General features: G+C 49.9%; 14 protein-coding genes. 10 read left to right on the top strand and 4 right to left on the bottom strand.

The features are described from left to right. Position 1 precedes the first annotated feature (1 nt). Positions 2-1,111, bottom strand: a complete 1,110-nt coding sequence (locus ACJJI6_RS03155; protein WP_475712480.1) for an efflux RND transporter periplasmic adaptor subunit — start codon at positions 1,109-1,111, stop codon at positions 2-4. 3 nt (positions 1,112-1,114) lie between these two features. Continuing rightward, positions 1,115-2,437: a TolC family protein gene (locus ACJJI6_RS03150; RefSeq protein ID WP_475712479.1), complete on the bottom strand. Its 1,323-nt coding sequence runs from the start codon at positions 2,435-2,437 to the stop codon at positions 1,115-1,117. 367 nt (positions 2,438-2,804) lie between these two features. Between ACJJI6_RS03150 and ACJJI6_RS03145 the strand changes: the two genes are divergently transcribed. From ACJJI6_RS03145 to ACJJI6_RS03105, 9 genes are all read left to right on the top strand, one after another. Beyond that, a complete protein-coding gene (locus tag ACJJI6_RS03145) occupies positions 2,805-3,512 on the top strand; it encodes a TVP38/TMEM64 family protein (RefSeq protein WP_444897631.1) in 708 nt (235 codons plus the stop codon). Further along, positions 3,512-5,755, top strand: coding sequence for a glucosidase family protein (locus ACJJI6_RS03140; RefSeq protein ID WP_475712478.1), 2,244 nt, complete (start codon positions 3,512-3,514; stop codon positions 5,753-5,755). The genes ACJJI6_RS03145 and ACJJI6_RS03140 overlap by 1 nt, the downstream gene beginning before the upstream one ends. Continuing rightward, positions 5,752-7,026: a glycosyltransferase gene (locus tag ACJJI6_RS03135; protein ID WP_475712477.1), complete on the top strand. Its 1,275-nt coding sequence runs from the start codon at positions 5,752-5,754 to the stop codon at positions 7,024-7,026. The genes ACJJI6_RS03140 and ACJJI6_RS03135 overlap by 4 nt, the downstream gene beginning before the upstream one ends. A 10-nt stretch (positions 7,027-7,036) precedes the next feature. Then, positions 7,037-9,466, top strand: a complete 2,430-nt coding sequence (locus ACJJI6_RS03130) for an endonuclease/exonuclease/phosphatase family protein (protein ID WP_475712476.1) — start codon at positions 7,037-7,039, stop codon at positions 9,464-9,466. A 239-nt stretch (positions 9,467-9,705) separates the two neighbouring features. Then, positions 9,706-10,389 (top strand): Bax inhibitor-1/YccA family protein, encoded by a 684-nt coding sequence (locus ACJJI6_RS03125; protein WP_444897635.1) that lies wholly within the window; start codon positions 9,706-9,708, stop codon positions 10,387-10,389. A gap of 71 nt (positions 10,390-10,460) precedes the next feature. Beyond that, positions 10,461-10,853 carry a sulfurtransferase complex subunit TusD gene (gene tusD / locus ACJJI6_RS03120; protein WP_475712475.1) on the top strand — a complete coding sequence of 131 codons (393 nt, stop codon included), beginning with the start codon at positions 10,461-10,463 and terminating at the stop codon, positions 10,851-10,853. A gap of 2 nt (positions 10,854-10,855) precedes the next feature. Then, positions 10,856-11,218 (top strand): sulfurtransferase complex subunit TusC, encoded by a 363-nt coding sequence (gene tusC, locus ACJJI6_RS03115; RefSeq protein WP_444941453.1) that lies wholly within the window; start codon positions 10,856-10,858, stop codon positions 11,216-11,218. Between the two features lies 1 nt (position 11,219). Beyond that, complete coding sequence (gene tusB / locus ACJJI6_RS03110; protein ID WP_475712474.1) at positions 11,220-11,513, top strand: sulfurtransferase complex subunit TusB; 294 nt, start codon at positions 11,220-11,222, stop codon at positions 11,511-11,513. A 6-nt stretch (positions 11,514-11,519) separates the two neighbouring features. After that, complete coding sequence (locus tag ACJJI6_RS03105) at positions 11,520-11,855, top strand: TusE/DsrC/DsvC family sulfur relay protein (RefSeq protein ID WP_444941451.1); 336 nt, start codon at positions 11,520-11,522, stop codon at positions 11,853-11,855. Positions 11,856-12,105: 250 nt separating this feature from the next. Here the strand turns inward: ACJJI6_RS03105 and ACJJI6_RS03100 are convergent, their stop codons facing one another. Both ACJJI6_RS03100 and ACJJI6_RS03095 read right to left on the bottom strand, forming a co-directional pair. Further along, positions 12,106-12,681, bottom strand: a complete 576-nt coding sequence (locus ACJJI6_RS03100; RefSeq protein WP_475712473.1) for a hypothetical protein — start codon at positions 12,679-12,681, stop codon at positions 12,106-12,108. A 201-nt stretch (positions 12,682-12,882) separates the two neighbouring features. Further along, positions 12,883-13,398 carry a hypothetical protein gene (locus ACJJI6_RS03095; protein WP_475712472.1) on the bottom strand — a complete coding sequence of 172 codons (516 nt, stop codon included), beginning with the start codon at positions 13,396-13,398 and terminating at the stop codon, positions 12,883-12,885. A 1,316-nt stretch (positions 13,399-14,714) separates the two neighbouring features. Here ACJJI6_RS03095 and ACJJI6_RS03090 point away from each other — a divergent pair. Then, complete coding sequence (locus tag ACJJI6_RS03090; protein WP_475712471.1) at positions 14,715-15,830, top strand: agmatine deiminase family protein; 1,116 nt, start codon at positions 14,715-14,717, stop codon at positions 15,828-15,830. Positions 15,831-15,959 lie beyond the last annotated feature (129 nt).

Below are 15,959 nucleotides of genomic sequence, written 5' to 3'. Positions count from 1 at the left end.
CTCAAGGCACGACAATTATGGCTTCCCCATCTCTGAGCTGAGCAGCACCCGTTGATACTACCTCCTCGCCCTCAGTTAACCCCTGGATAATGACAATATTATTGCCAACTACTTGCCCCGGGAGCACTTTTCTTAGTTTTGCTCGTAAAACTTCACCATCTCGTTCCAGTACAAATACAGCGAATCCTTTAGATTTCTCAGGATGAGCAACTAAGCAGGAAAGTGGTATGAGAACCCTATCTGGAGGTATCGGTATTTTGTCCAAGGCCAGAGACATAATCATTCCTACCCGCAACTGCGCCTTAGGATTATCAACGGTAACAGTGACCGCAAAAACCCTGGTGCGGGGATCTGCCATAGGTGAAACTTCAGTGATCATTCCCTTAAAAACAAGATCCGGCAAAGACTCTGTACGCAATGACACCACACTGCCCAGTGGAGCATAACTCAACACGATGTCCGGTACGGAAAATACAACCTTAACGCGGGAAATATCAGCCACAACGAAGCCAACCGACTGCGAGTGGACCAATGTACCCACTTCGATATTGCGTTGCAGGATAATGCCCGTAAGTGGAGAGCGCAGTACTGTATCCCGCAGCTCTTCCTCTGCCCGATCTAAATGAGCCTTGGTACCGACCACCGCAGCTTGAGCAATCTCATACTCCTCCCTGGCTGAATCATAATCAGGAGCGGTAATACTAGCCGTGGCAAAAAGCGCAGTTGCCCGTTTGTAATTGAGATCAGCTTTACGCCGTTCTGCTTCCGCTTTACTCACATTTGCCGCAGCCTCTACCACGCGATCTCTGTATTGCTCGTCATCAATCTTAGCCAATTCTTCGTGACGCTTAACGTAGTCCCCTCCTTGCAGCAAACGAGTCTGCCCCAGCGCTTTTCGCGAGGGAATTACACGTACATAGCCTTCTGTACGAAAAGCTACGTCAACTTGCGTATAAGGATTGACGACTGCAGAGTAGGGATAACCAGCTGCTGCGTCTTGCGAGCGGGCAACAAAAACCTCTACCGGTGTGGGTTTTCTTTCCGGGGGTTGGCGGTGGCAACCACTAACGGACACTAATATAGCGATAATACAGAGGCAGATAACGCGCATTTATCACACCTCCCCCACCGACCTTTCATATTCCGCCAGGGATCCCCATACAGACAGTATCGCGCGGTTGTAGTCGCTATTCGCACGAAAAAGCTGTTTTTCCGCCTCCAGGACATCACTCAGAACGGCAGCTTGCTCGCGGTAACGATTTGTCATTACCCGCACTTTCTCCCTATAAGCTGCCTGTAATTCCCGTGCAACCCCCACTGACTCCTGAGAAGTACGCAAGCGACGCAAACTCTCACGAACCTCTATTTCTATTCGGTTTCGAACCTCTTCAGACTTTTTTTCCGCTTCAAGAATTTTATTGGCACGACTGGACAGTTCATCCCGTTTCCGCCCCCAATCAAAAAACTCCCAGCGCATTTCCAGGGCAATAAAAGCTTCAGCATCAGGTATCAACCTGACGTCATAGAGCTTCAGGTATTCAATATTCAAATCGATATCGGGGATGTATTCAGACTTCTTCACATCGTAACTATATTCAGCCCGCTCAATCGACAGCTCTGATTCAGCAAGATCTGGACGCTGCTCAAAGGCAAGCCCTAAAGAGGTTTCGACATCGAACGCTAAATGATGTGGGTTTGGAAGGCTCTGAATATTGAAGGGGGTCTCAACATCCCGGGCCATCAACGCATTGAGACGCTCCTTCGCTGTCGCCATCTCATCGGTAAGGCGCTGGCGCTCCAGCCTGCGTTGGGCCAGGCGTGCTCGCACATCCAACAGTTCATACTCGAGGGCAACTTGTTGTGCAACATAATTCCCAACAAGTTCACTCAAAGAAGTCAGGAAGATAATGGCTTCATCCACGGCCTGTAAATCACCAAGGATTCTGCCGATTTCAAAATACTGAATCTTGGTGAGGTAGCCTATATCCTGCTGCACCAAGCGAACCTTTTCCTCCGCCATTTCGGTGACAACATACCCCTCACAAATCTCTAGCTCTATGGTGTACAACTGTGTGATAGGTTGAGTCGCGCTGACGGAGAAGGTCTTGGTCACACCTTCCTCTGATGTGATTTCTATGTCCCGAGGGGGGATAGGGCCTATCGGAGAATTCTGCATAAAAACGCCACGATCGAAGGTGTACCTCTGGCGTGTTAGGTTATCGATTATTCCCGCATTCATTTCCAGCCGGGGATAGCGCCTTGTTTTTAATGCCTCGACGTCATCCCAAGCCTCGTTAACTTCGAGCGCGGCCGCTTGAATCCGCAAATTAGCTGTCACTGCCAAATCGACGGCATCTTCCAGGGTCAAAACCGGCTCGCTGGCATAGCTCCAGGCTCCGCCGCCAGTCAGCAGTATTGCGAGCGCACACTCGAACAACGGCCACCTCTATTTCCAGCAACAATTTAAATCTGCTCACTACGCAAATAAATTTAGGATCGAGTAAGTATATCTGTTGACAGCCACTGCCCGGACTGCTGACCCCAGACTGGCGGATTCCTATTTATCCCCTTGGACAATATTCACATTTTTAATAACTTAGTAAGTTTATATTCCACCGACTCTCGACTAGAGATTCATTTTCGAAAACACCAGCATCTCTTAGAGCGGACAGCCCCCTCCCATCAGTTTTCCGAACAGAAACTGTGTAGACGCCATAAAGAAGCATCACCTGTCGCGATCCTTTAGCTAGGCTAGTTAATGGCGGCAATCAAAACCGTATTTCTTTGGTTCCGTGGAAAACCCTATGGCGGTGAAGTTTATTCCTCTATTGATTCTCGCGGTTTGCACTATCGCCGTGGCTGGGGTGTTGAGCTTATTGGTTTATTTTGACCTGGATGATCAGATTATTGAGCTGATGCAGTGGCTCAATGAGCAGGGCTGGCAGACAAGTTTGCTATTTATCTTAATTGTGGCCGCAGCAATCGTCTTTTTACTCCCTGGCGTCATTTTTACCATGGGGGCGGGGTTCGTATTTGGCGTTATAAAAGGAACTCTACTGGTTATTGCCGGCACCGTACTTGGGGCAACCCTCGCATTTCTTATCGCCCGCTACCTTCTTGGCGAGAAGCCCTCTCGGTGGGTTATGTCTCATATCAAGCCCGCGACTGTTGGCGAAGTGATTCGTCGCGAGGGCTGGCAAATGATTATGTTGACCCGACTGGTTCCCCTATTTCCCTTCAAGTTGTCGAACTACTTCTTTGGACTGACTCCAGTTCGACTGCGTGACTTTGTGATCGGAAATTTCCTTGGAATTATCCCCCTTACATTGCACAACGTTTACATCGGCTCCATCGCAGCAGACCTCACCTCCCTGGGCAAGGTTGAAGAGCGCACTCCCGTTCAATGGGGATTTTATATTGCCGGATTCGCCCTGGCAGTCATTGCACTAATTGGGCTCACCCGAATGGCTCGCCGAGCTTTGAAAAGAATTATTAAAGAAGAGGACCTCTGATGCCTTGGATGAAATGGCTACCCTGGCGCTTCTTCGTACGCCGCTTTGCCACAGCTCACGGTTTCCTTGATCCACTCACTTTGATGGCGCACTTACAGCGCTTTGCCGAGCCTTCAGAGGTGAGTGAACCCATCGAGCTGCTACGCGCAGGGGCGGTATTTCACGCTCGAGCACTGATCAACAGTAAAGTCATACAACACAACCTGGACTGGGTGTGGCCCTACTGGATTCAGCGCCAGTTCGACCCCTATGACAAGTCGTTTATCCCTCGGGCTTTTTCCATTAGCCACTGCAATTTGAGCCACCGCAATTGGACCGCTGTAGGTATACCCGACTGCGAAGAACTGCCGATTGTCGACCCCCGAGGCCTACTTACACCCCACTACGATGGTTGGTCTATCGATGTCTGGGTCATCAGTGATAGCGGTGAAGAGCTAATGCCTTCCACCCTCGGCTTCTGCAACCAGCACCAGGAACTGGGAGATGATATTGCAATAGTTACCGAATCCCATCGTCGGGGTCTGAAGTTGCACAATAGGGCCTCAGTGAGCCTGCTCCAGGGCCACCCCCGCTGTGTGCTTGAACTCAATGCCCAGTGCCCGGGAGGCGGCTGGCTAATGGTGGTCTTGCGCCCCTGCAATCCTGAAGGCGTCAGCTTTGTTCACAAGGTTCGCCTGGGCGATAGCGGACGCAATTGGCTTATTGAAGACAAGGCCGCCGTAGAGTTCAGTCAGCCGGTAGACAAACACCTGGCATCCAATTACAAGCGTGGCGATATCTACCTCCATCTCCGGGACAAAGAAAGCAATCGCGAGGGACTCTGCGATATTGGCATGGCCTCCGCTGCCGCCATGTTTCGCATCGAAGACCGAAAATCCCGCAAGATTGAGGTTGCTATTCCCCTGGTCACAGAGGAGAGTAAGCAGCGCTCTCCCCTTTGCTGGGAACACGTCTTGGAAGGTCACTGCGCCCTGACCGTTCCCGACGAAAAGTTTCAGTTTCTCTACGACTCAGCAATACGCACCCTTATTCTCCACTCTCCCAAAGATGTCTACCCAGGCCCTTACACGTATAAACGGTTTTGGTTTCGAGACGCGGCATTTATGATTCAGTCGCTGCTTTATGCCGGACTGACAGACCGCGCAGAAAGAGCTCTGGAGCAATTTCCCCACCGGCAAAAGCGGGATGGTTTTTTTCACTCCCAGGATGGCGAATGGGACTCCAATGGTGAAGCCCTTTGGATCTTCAATCTCTATTGTGAATTAACCGGCAAACCCTTAAAGCAGCCGTGGTGCGAGCCTGTCGTCAGGGGTGCCAAATGGATTATCAACAAGCGCCTGCCGAATGATGGCAGCCCCTGTGGGGGCCTGCTCCCTGCGGGATTCAGTGCAGAACACCTGGGGCCCAACGACTGCTACTACTGGGACGACTTCTGGGGCGTCGCCGGTCTGCAAAGTGCCGCCAGTATTTGCACGCGCGAAGGTATGGATGACAACGCCCATCGCTTCAATACCGCTGCCAGCGACTTCCAAAGCACTATTGATCAAAGCTTGCAGGATGCTCAGGACCGCCTGGGCCGCCCCGCGATGCCAGCCTCACCAAACCGGCGCCTGGATGCCGGTGCCGTAGGGTCGATCGCCGCAGGCTATCCCTTGCAACTCTACCCACCAGAGGACCCGAGGCTGGTAGATCTGGCGGAATACCTGATGGAAAAGTGCTTTGTGAGCGGCGGGTTTTTCCAGGACATGATCCATTCCGGCATTAACGCCTACCTCACTCTCCACATTGCCCAGGTATTGCTTCGCGCTGGAGATGCCCGCTGTATTGACCTTATGCGCAGTGTGGCAGAACTGGCATCGCCAACAGGGCAATGGCCGGAAGCCATTCACCCCCATTCTCTCGGCGGATGTATGGGGGATGGACAGCACGCCTGGGCAGCGGCTGAGTGGGTGGCGATGCAACGCAATTGCTTTGTCCGCGAAGAGCAGGACGCTCTGGTTCTTATCTCCGGGCTACCCCCCGAGTGGCTCAAAGGTACTGACTCAGATCAGCCCATCCGCTTTGGGCCCGCGCCAACCCGGTTTGGCTCGGTCACCCTGCAAATTCAACCAGGCTCCACACCAACGGTCTCTTGGGCTGCCGATTGGCATGGGAAGCCCCCACCTATCGCCATTAAGGCCATCGGCTTCCGGCCAGTGCTGATCACCGACGAATCGCAGAGTGCGGAGTTGAGCCCCAAGTGAATATCGTGATGCTCACCAACACCTACTTGCCTCACGTGGGCGGCGTTGCGCACTCCGTCGCCGCGTTTAGTGAGGAATATCGCAAACGTGGGCATAAAGTACTGGTGATCGCACCTGAGTTCCCGCAAAAGTCTGACGATGAAGAACATGTTCTGAGAATTCACTCCATCCAGAATTTTAATGGCACCGACTTTTCCATGGCGCTGCCATTTTCGGGGGTTTTGAATGATGCGCTGGATAAATTCCGTCCGGATATCCTTCATGCCCACCACCCTTTTCTCCTGGGGCTGACAGCCCTGCGCATTTCTCGCGAGCGCGAGCTACCGCTCGTTTTTACCCATCACACATTGTACGAGCACTATACCCACAACTTGATGGGAGATTCACAAGCGCTCAAACGCTTTGTAATGGAAGTTGCCACCCGCTTCGCCAATAAAGCTAATCTGGTCTTGGCACCAAGCCTGAGTGTTGTGAGACTTCTCCGGGAGCGAGGGGTACAAACTCCAATCGCGGAAGTCCCTACGGGAGTGCACCCAGAGCAATACGCCCATGGAGAAGGCAATAAGCTCAGGAAAAAACTGAAAATACCTGCATCAGCATTCTTGTTGGGACACCTGGGCCGCTTTGGGAAGGAAAAAAACCTGGTTTTTCTTTGTCAGGCCGTCGCCAAATTTTTACAGGAATATCCATCCGCACACTTTCTTCTCGCTGGCAGCGGCCCACTGGAAAATCAGCTCCAGCAGTTTTTTACCGACAAAAAATTAATACAACGTGTACATATGCCAGGGAAAGTCATTGGTGATGCCCGCCGGGATGTCTACAGCGCAATGGACACCTTTCTATTTACTTCCACTACTGAAACCCAAGGTCTAGTGCTGTCTGAGGCAATGGCCTCTGGAGTTCCCGTGATCGCACTGGAAGCCAATGGGTCGAGAGATATATTGAAGCAAGGTATTAACGGCTGCCTGGTAACCAAAGAATCGCTCAATGATTTTGTCGCCGCGATACGCTGGTTCCACAACCTGTCTAACGACCACCGCCAGCAGATGATTAAGGAAGCCAGAATTACGGCCCAGGACTTTTCCATGAATAGCTGTGCCCAGCGAGCACTGGATCTCTATCAACCCCTCGTGCACTACAACTGGCCGCTTGATAACTCTATTTATGCGCGATGTATACGCACTGGAAAATTAATCACCATACAGTGGGAGATTTTCGAGGGCTTCACAGAAGCCGCAGGCGCAGCCTTGAATCAACCACCTAAGCGTTAGTCCAGAAACTATGTTAAGCCGTATCGGACTATCAATCAGACGCTGGCGCCGCCGACTCAGTCGCAGCGAGTGGATTACTCGCTTGCTCGGACTATCCACCAACCCAAATAGCCCCCATGCTCCGGGGCTAATTTTGATCCAGATTGACGGACTGGCCTACCCCGAACTTCTCAAAGCACTGGCCCGAGGGCGAATGCCATTTCTGAAGCGGCTAATCAGAAAAGAGCACTATCGCCTGGAGCACATGTACCCGGGAGTCCCATCGACAACTCCTGCAGTACAGGCCGAACTTTTTTATGGAGTGCGCCAGGCCGTACCTGCATTTGGCTTCCTCGTCCACGAGACGCAAAAACTCGGACGGATGTACGATCCCGAGGTTGCCGCCCTGGTCGAAAAAAGAATTAAGACTCAACACCGCGATCCACTATTGCGTGGGGGAAGCTGTTATCTCAGCCTGTTTAAAGCCGGCACAAAAACCGGTGAAGCGCACTTCTGCCCCGCCGACCAGGGATGGGGCCCAGCCCTACGCGAAGCCAGCCCCATGGCAATCGCCATTCTGATTGTCACCAATATTTGGAGCCTTGTTCGCACTACTGCGTTAATTTTGATTGAGCTGGTTTTATCTCTAGTCGACTGCGTACGCGGGATAATCGGTGGCCAAAACCTGATTAAGGAGTTGATGTTTATTCCCACAAGGGTCGCCATCACCATTCTCACGAGAGAGCTCTGCACCATGGGGGTGAAAGTTGATATCACCCGCGGCCTACCGGTTATTTATATCAACCTGCTCGGTTACGATGAGCAGTCCCACCGGCGCGGGCCGCAATCGGCCTTTGCCCACTGGGTATTGAAGGGGATAGACAGTGCGATAGCCAAAATCTGGAAGGCTGCTCACGGCTCTGAGCGACGGCACTACGACGTATGGATTTTTTCAGACCACGGCCAGGAACAAACAGTGGCCTATGAAGAGGTCAACGGGCGCAGCCTTGGCGATGCCCTTTCGAAAGCTCTATCCAATTTACCTTCAGCGCCGCAGATCAAATCTACCACTATCCCCAAAAAAGTCCGTTTCGAGCGAGCTCGACTGTTCGGCAGTGAGTGGATGGACAAAAGCAGCATCGAAGAGGAATCCACGCAAGAGGGCGATAGAACGCCTACTGCCATAGCGGCCCTGGGCCCAATCGCGATGCTGTACAACATTGATCTAAACGGTACCAGCCGGGCAGATGCCGCCAAAAGGATGGTGGAGCAAGCCAATGTGCCCCTAGTACTCTATCTGGAAGACCCATCCTCCCCCGCTTCCTCACCAGTGCATGGGTGGTGGAAAGATGGCCCCATCAAGCTTCCTGAAGACGGCCGCAAATTGATGGGGGACGAACACCCCTACCCGGTTGAAGCCGCAGAGGATATGGCCAGCCTGTGCCGGCACCCGGACTCTGGCGACTTTATGATGTACGGCTGGTGTGCCGGTATGCGGCAACCCATGACTTTCGCCATGGAAAATGGCAGTCACGGCGGCTCAGGCCCCAATGAGACCCATGCCTTCGCCCTGATGCCAGAGGATATCCAGCCCCCAGACCCCAGTCGGGGCTACTGGCGCCCGCAGGATCTGCGCTCCACAGCCCGTGCCTACCTCCGTGGCGCCCGCCCCATGAAGGTAGATAACCACAGGATACCAAAAACTGTTTTGCGCATCATGACCTACAACGTGCACAGTTGCCGAGGGCTGGATGGCAAGCTCTCCCCACAGCGAATTGCCCGGGTAATTGCCCGCTATCGCCCGGATGTGGTGGCATTACAAGAACTGGATGTCATGCGCAAACGCACCGGAGGCCTCGACCAGGCCGAAAGACTTGCTCGTCTACTGGCAATGGACCTGCACTTCCAGCCCACCATAAATATGAAAGAGGAGCGCTACGGTGATGCGATCCTCACCCATCTCCCCGCCCGGCTCATCAAGAAAGGGATTTTGCCCGGCCCTCCCTCCGGCAAAGGGGGACTTTTTAACCCCTCCGCAGACGAACCGCGCGGAGCTGTTTGGGTGGAAATCGAAGCCAATGGCAAACCTATCCAGATTATCAACACCCACCTGGGGTTATCCCGTGCAGAGCGGCTGCGCCAGGTGGATGCCCTTCTCGGCCCCGAATGGCTCAGCAACCCCCGCTGCACCGGAGAGCGAGTGCTACTGGGAGACTTCAACGCGCTACCCAACTCTGCCGAGTGCAAGCGACTCGGAGGCTATCTCAGGGATGCCCAGGAACAGGCGCCCCGCCACAACCCCAAAGGGACCTTCCTAAAGGTCCGTATTGATCACATGTTCCTAAGTGCGGGACTCAATGTGAAACGGGTACGGGTGCCCAGGACATCGCTGACCCGACAAGCCTCAGATCACCTGCCATTGATCGTGGATATCGACCTACCCATCAAGGGTGGAAAGTAATCGATCTCGGTTTATCGAGCCCCACACTCTTCGCACCCTCCAACCCGAGCGATAACACTTGAAAAATGCCCCAGAGCCCCCACAATAAGCGGAGAATATTTGAATAAATCCTTTAAAAATATAGGGTTTTTGTGAATTCATAGAGACTGGCAGACGGACGCTAAAAGGGTTTTCCCGACTTGAAGGTCCCCACTGCGAGCTATATGATTCTTCTATCACTTAATAGCAGGAGTCGCTAAATGCAACCGCAAGCTTATACTCAAACCCGCGCACTGGATCGCTCGGAATCGGCGAAGGTGTTGCGCAATACCTATGCCCTACTGGCAATGACCGTTCTCTTCAGTGCCATTACCGCCGGTATTTCCATGTCTATTGGCATGGGTCGTGGCATGAGCCTGGTCTGCTCCCTCGGAGCCCTGGCCCTCATCTGGTTCGTATTACCGCGCACAGCAAACTCCGCCGCAGGCGTTGGTGTTGTATTCGCATTTACCGGCTTGCTGGGTGCCTCCATTGGCCCATTGCTTAACCACTACCTGGGCATGGCTGGCGGCGGTCAGATCGTTATGCAAGCCCTGGGCACCACTGCCCTGATCTTCTTTGCCCTGTCTGCCTACGTACTGACTACCCGCAAAGACTTCAGCTTTATGGGCGGCTTCCTGGCCGTTGGCTTGATCGCAGTACTGGTATGTTTCCTGGGCGTTATCATCGCTGGCTTCTTCGGCATCCACATGCCGCTGTTTAGCGTGGCCCTGAGCGGCGTTGTTGCCCTGCTGATGTCTGGCTTCATCCTGTACGACACCAGCCGCATCATCAATGGTGGCGAGACCAACTACCTGATGGCAACCGCCTCCCTGTACCTGAACATCTTCAACCTGTTCACCAGCCTGCTGCACATCCTTGGATTCGCATCCTCTGACGACTAAGCATAAGCATCAGCTTTGTTGAGCAAGTCACAATGCCCCGCTCCGCGGGGCATTTTACTATTTGGCCCCCTATGAAGTTTTCCCTAGCCATCTACTCAGCCCCCCACAGCACCCAGTCTTCATCCAGTGCACTCCGGTTTGCCAAAGCCCTTCTAGAGCAAGGCCACGAAATTTATCGAGTGTTTTTCTACTGCGACGGCGTGCAAAACAGCAATGCCATTGCCGCCCCTCCCCAGGACGAAACTGATCTGACTTCAGAGTGGCAGGCACTGGGCCACCAGCACCAATTGGACTTGGTAGTTTGTATTGCCGCTGCGCAACGGCGCGGCGTGCTGAATCAGCGAGAAGCCGAGCGCCTGGAAAGACCCGCCGCCAACTTGGCTGAGGGTTTTGAGCTGGTTGGACTCGGCCAACTAACCGACGCTGTCGCCAACTCCGATCGCCTGATTACCTTTGGAGGCTGAGCATGAGTACTAAATCATTGGCCCTATGCCGCACCGCCCCCTACGGCAATGCCCTGGCGCGGGAAGGTATCGAAGCCGTACTGGCAGCGGCGGCGATGGAACAGGACATGGACCTGCTATTTCTCGGCGATGGGGTATTCCAATTGCTGGACCAGCAATCACCTGCGGATATCGGCCAGAAAAGCCTGCGACGCAATTTACAGGCTCTGCCGATGTTTGGCATTGAGCAGTTTTTCGTTTGTGAGAAAAGCCTTGCTGAACGCAATATCACCCTGGGGCAGATCCAGGTTGCCGGCGCAGAGACTAAAGCCGTAAAAGATACCGGCTCACTGATCGCCGCCTACCCCACCGTATTGAGTTTCTGATATGACTTTGCATATTGTCAGTAAATCCCCTTATACCAGCAGTGCCCTTAAGGAATGCCTGGGTGCTTTTACTCAGGATGACTCGCTCCTGCTTATTGAAGATGGTGTCTATGCGCTGAGGCACGAGGTTCTGGAAACAGTGCCAAGTACCCAAATTTTCTGCCTTGAAGCAGACGCCACTGCCCGAGGCCAGCAGCAACTTGCAGCAAACATGAATAGAGTGGAAATGATCGATGATGCGCGCTGGGTACAGCTCTGTACCGAGCATCACCCCATAGTCAGCTGGTTTCGGTAACAAAAAATGAGCAACCTAGTAGTCAATGGCCAGGAAATCCCCTTGGACAAAGAGGGTTACCTGCGCAACCTCAGCGACTGGAGCCGGGACGCCGCCCTTCAGTTAGCCAATGCTGAGGGTATCGAGTTAACCGAGGAACACTGGCAAGTTATTGAGCTGTTGCAAGAATTCTACCGCGAGTTTGAACTCTCCCCTGCTATGCGCCCGCTGGTGAAATATATTGGCCAGCATCTCGGCGCAGAAAAGGGTCGCAGTATCTATTTGATGCAGCTCTTCCCCCCAAGCCCAGCGAAAGTGGCCAGTAAAATTGCCGGCTTACCTAAGCCAACCAACTGCTTGTAATCCCCTCACTACACTTGGCCAGGTAAGCTAGAAACAACCTGGCCGGCAGACCACCTAAATGGATTTAATCTAATCACCATATAAGGTCAGTGCTTATTTGCGAGTTCTTTGCCCCTTGGGCTCAAATCCATATGTACTGCACACAACGCCCATGACTCAGGGTCCCAGCAGTTTGCTAAACCTTACCGGGCAGAGGGCTTACATCTCCAATCTTTTGCCGATTTAACTCGGCGCACTGGGCCCAGAATGGTTAAATTTTTTTAAATTTGTCAGCGGAAATAATTTCTAACCTTATTAGGCAAGGAGAGAAATCTTGAACCTCTTCCAGCTGAGATATTTTCTCCTCTTCAATATACCAGGCCCGATAAACTAGACCAATATTCCCGTTACCCCCCACCTTCTTTGCAAGCTTTCTGTTAATGCATTCAGATGAAGACCTGTTATATATGACAAACAACACGCCATTTATTTTAGCAAAGGACATTTGGGGACCATCATCACCCCCTCTAAACCATGGCTTTTCTTCATATACCACATCACCCTCAACATAACCTACACCTCGCCCCTCGGCTAAAGCTTCATGGCTTTTTTGAACCGAAGATCGTTGAGACATACCTCCATATACAAACATACAAATCAACAGTAGCCACGCCCCAAAAAAGCTCATCAACGACTTATATTTAAAAACCATCTTGCAATTTCCAACTAGGTATACTCTGTAACAAAGAGCAACCAGCAGGCAAGATAGCAAAAGAGCATTAATCCAACTTACATAGCTATAACCAACAACAAAAACTATTGGTTCTTGCAAATCACTATTTTGCATTTTGAATGCACAATCCCTTCTAAATCACCTACAACCTCATTACACCCCAAAGACTTTTCTAAGTCCAAGCATAGATATTCAGAATTTCATCTCACCTTAACTATAAAGCGGAAAGAAATAGCTACTGGGACTAACGCCAGCAACGCTGCTAGCACCTCTCTCTAATCTATGGGTGTACAGAATTGACCGGAATTACCGTTATCAATTGGAAGAGAATCCATCTAGGTTAATCCCTACACTGGAAAGACAACCCTTAATTTTCACGTATGTTCCATCCCTAACCGTCTTAATACCCCTAAGATGCTCTGCATCCAACCTTGCAACACCGCTGACAAAATCATCGCTTTGCACCCTTACATAATTGAGGCAGCTAAAAGTGCCACAATCCCTCCCCTTGGACTCAACCATCACACTTATTTCAGACGGAGAGCAAGTTATCGCATGCACACCCCCTAGTATGAGCCTCGATGACACAGCACTAGCAACAAGTAACGCAAAGATAACGACTAAATCTTCATTTTTTTTAGATAAATATTTTATATGAAACCTCGGCAGAACCAGCGCGGAAGCAAATAGAAACAATAAAAATAAAGGAAAAAAACTAGTAAAAATATTAGTATAATGCAGGTTACCCCTTGACACTAAAAGTCCCAGAACTATCGACAAAAATATTATTGAAAGTCCGATTTTTAGTTTTGTCATTGTAAGTTTATTCATATCTCTTACCAACCATCCTTTTGAGCAAATCACTCCAGAACATCATCTGATGTTCTCATCATCTGACCGTATAAAATCCACTCCAGTACTTATTATTTGTACCAAAGGCTCTTTCAAGTACTTCTTGTACACATTATAAAGAGCATTATCCACTGCGTAAGTTGTACCCACACCAAGCACAATTCTACCTGATACTGCAGCGGGCCTGCCAACACCAGCCGTTACAGCTCCGGTGCCAACTAGAGTTCCAGCAGTAGTTGAAATTACTCCACTTACCCAAAGCTAAATTGTATCAAGCGTATTTGCTGCCCAACACTCAGTTGTTCCCACTTCATATGTATGAGCATTTTCGATAACGTCAAGCGTAACTTCTGCCACATCCCCTACAGGCCCAAGAATAACATTTATCGACACCGGTCAAACGTAAAGTATAAACCGCCAACACTATTAACAAAAGAGCGCAAATCCACAAAGTACTGTATATTTATACACATTAATGCGCATACAATTGATGACTCTACCGCGAAGCACCCAGATATCTCTTGACGCAACACCTTTTTACCGCTGCGTATCCCGCTGTGTACGGCGAGCATTCCTTTGTGGTCGGGATAGTGTATCCGGCCAGTACTGACGCGAGTGGATTGAAAATCATATGTATGATTTGAATGAGATTTTTACCCTGGATCTTGCCGCCTATGCAGTAATGAGCAACCACCACCATGTGGTACTCTACATTGACGAAAAATCTGCTGATAAGTAGTCTCTTTTCAAGGTGATTGATCACTGGCAAAAATATTCAAAGCCTCTAATTTGGACCAGCGCTATATAAACGGCGATAGTATTGAACGCTACGAGCTTAAGACACTAGATCATGCCGTTTCACGCTTAACAGGTTTCAGCCTGTTTATGCGCTGTTTAAACGAGCCTATCACTTATCAAGCTAATGCTGAAGACAAGTGCACGGGTCGCTGGAGCCTTAGCCAGTAAAGCTTTCCCCAGCAATCTCTCTACAGGTCGTATCGCCCAGCAACAACCGGGCACTCTTATTATAAACAAATTATTTAATATAATATTAGTTAATTATACTTTTAAACAAAAAGATAGATTAAGGCTCTATAGAGCGCACTCAAATAGGACAAATTCCCTTCAAACACACGACAACCCCACTTAAAAAGAAAATATATTTTAATATAATTTTTATATAGCAATTAGACTGCAAACTTCACATGAACTTATAGCCTTAAATGCAAAATGACATTAGACTTGGACCCCATCAACCTCAGAAAAGTAACTATTTAAAATAGCAGCAAGCCACCATGATTGACCGACGACTATTTATTAAGATGAGCTCCCTTTTGTTCGGAGGCTCCTTATTCGCAAAAAAAACATTAGCCACACAGAGCTTAGCCTATAGCTCACTTCACATGCCTGATGAAAGTGGCCAACACAAAAGAACATGGATGGCTTTTGTTGCAAACAATTACATTTGGTCACACAAGCAAATTCCTGAGGTGAAAAAAAATCTGGCATTAATTGCGAATACAATTTCCAATTATGAGCCTGTATCTATCCTGGTGAGCAGAAAGGACTTACATGAAGCGAAAACACTACTGGATTTAGATAATTCAAATTATGAAATTGAGCTACACACTTTTGAAGTTGATGACTTGTGGCTCCGTGACACTGCCCCTATCTTCGTAAGATCCAGCTATGGAGAAAAAGTCGCTTTAAACTTCAATTTCAATGGTTGGGGCAACAAACAGGAGCACTCACTAGACAAACACGTCGCCAAGTATATCGCTAATCGATCTGGAGCAATCCATGAGAGAGCAAATATTGTACTGGAGGGTGGATGCTTTGAAGTCGACGGCAATGGCACCGCAATAATGACTGAGAGCTGCATTCTCAATGAAAATCGCAATCCAGGATGGTCAAAGTCTGATATTGAGGAGGAACTCAAGGTACTACTCGGATTACGGAAGATTATTTGGCTCAAAGGTATTAAGGGTAAGGATATCACAGATGGCCATACCGATTTTTATGCACGCTTTATTAAGCCAGGTGAAGTGATAGTTAGCCGGGATAATTATCAATCCTCCTATGACTATTGGGTTACTCGTGAAAACATCAAAACATTAAGCAATAGTGTCGACGCAGATGAAAACCCACTTAAACTACATATTTTGGATACACCAGAAATTATTAACGAAAGATTTGGCACTAGAGACTTTGCCGCAGGCTATATTGGTTACTATATTTGTAACGGTGCAATAATCTCTCAAAAATTTGGTGATAAAAACGCAGACGCGAAAGCCAGAGCTATTTTACAAGAGGCCTTTCCAAATCATAATATTGAGCAAATAGCAATTGATGGAATTGCCTCTGGTGGTGGCAGTATTCATTGTTCTACACAGCAAGAAATTATTATTTAAGGATCAAGTTACTAGACACTCATCAAACGTAAAGTATAGATCGCTAACATTATTGATAAAGGAGCACAAATCTGCAAAACACTAATACTCGTACAGCCGATGACTCTACCGCGAAGCACCCAGATATCT

Source organism: Microbulbifer maximicatervae (SeqCode) (assembly GCF_056232625.1).
Note: the sequence above shows the minus strand (reverse complement) of the source record. Positions and strands in the feature narration are given on the sequence as shown.

Coding starts and splice junctions, on each gene's coding strand:
- ACJJI6_RS03155 (WP_475712480.1), bottom strand. CDS start 1,111: ATGCGCGTTATCTGCCTCTGTATTATCGCTATATTAGTGTCCGTTAGT.
- ACJJI6_RS03145 (WP_444897631.1), top strand. CDS start 2,805: ATGGCGGTGAAGTTTATTCCTCTATTGATTCTCGCGGTTTGCACTATC.
- ACJJI6_RS03140 (WP_475712478.1), top strand. CDS start 3,512: ATGCCTTGGATGAAATGGCTACCCTGGCGCTTCTTCGTACGCCGCTTT.
- ACJJI6_RS03130 (WP_475712476.1), top strand. CDS start 7,037: ATGTTAAGCCGTATCGGACTATCAATCAGACGCTGGCGCCGCCGACTC.
- ACJJI6_RS03125 (WP_444897635.1), top strand. CDS start 9,706: ATGCAACCGCAAGCTTATACTCAAACCCGCGCACTGGATCGCTCGGAA.
- tusD (WP_475712475.1), top strand. CDS start 10,461: ATGAAGTTTTCCCTAGCCATCTACTCAGCCCCCCACAGCACCCAGTCT.
- tusC (WP_444941453.1), top strand. CDS start 10,856: ATGAGTACTAAATCATTGGCCCTATGCCGCACCGCCCCCTACGGCAAT.
- tusB (WP_475712474.1), top strand. CDS start 11,220: ATGACTTTGCATATTGTCAGTAAATCCCCTTATACCAGCAGTGCCCTT.
- ACJJI6_RS03105 (WP_444941451.1), top strand. CDS start 11,520: ATGAGCAACCTAGTAGTCAATGGCCAGGAAATCCCCTTGGACAAAGAG.
- ACJJI6_RS03100 (WP_475712473.1), bottom strand. CDS start 12,681: ATGCAAAATAGTGATTTGCAAGAACCAATAGTTTTTGTTGTTGGTTAT.
- ACJJI6_RS03095 (WP_475712472.1), bottom strand. CDS start 13,398: ATGAATAAACTTACAATGACAAAACTAAAAATCGGACTTTCAATAATA.
- ACJJI6_RS03090 (WP_475712471.1), top strand. CDS start 14,715: ATGATTGACCGACGACTATTTATTAAGATGAGCTCCCTTTTGTTCGGA.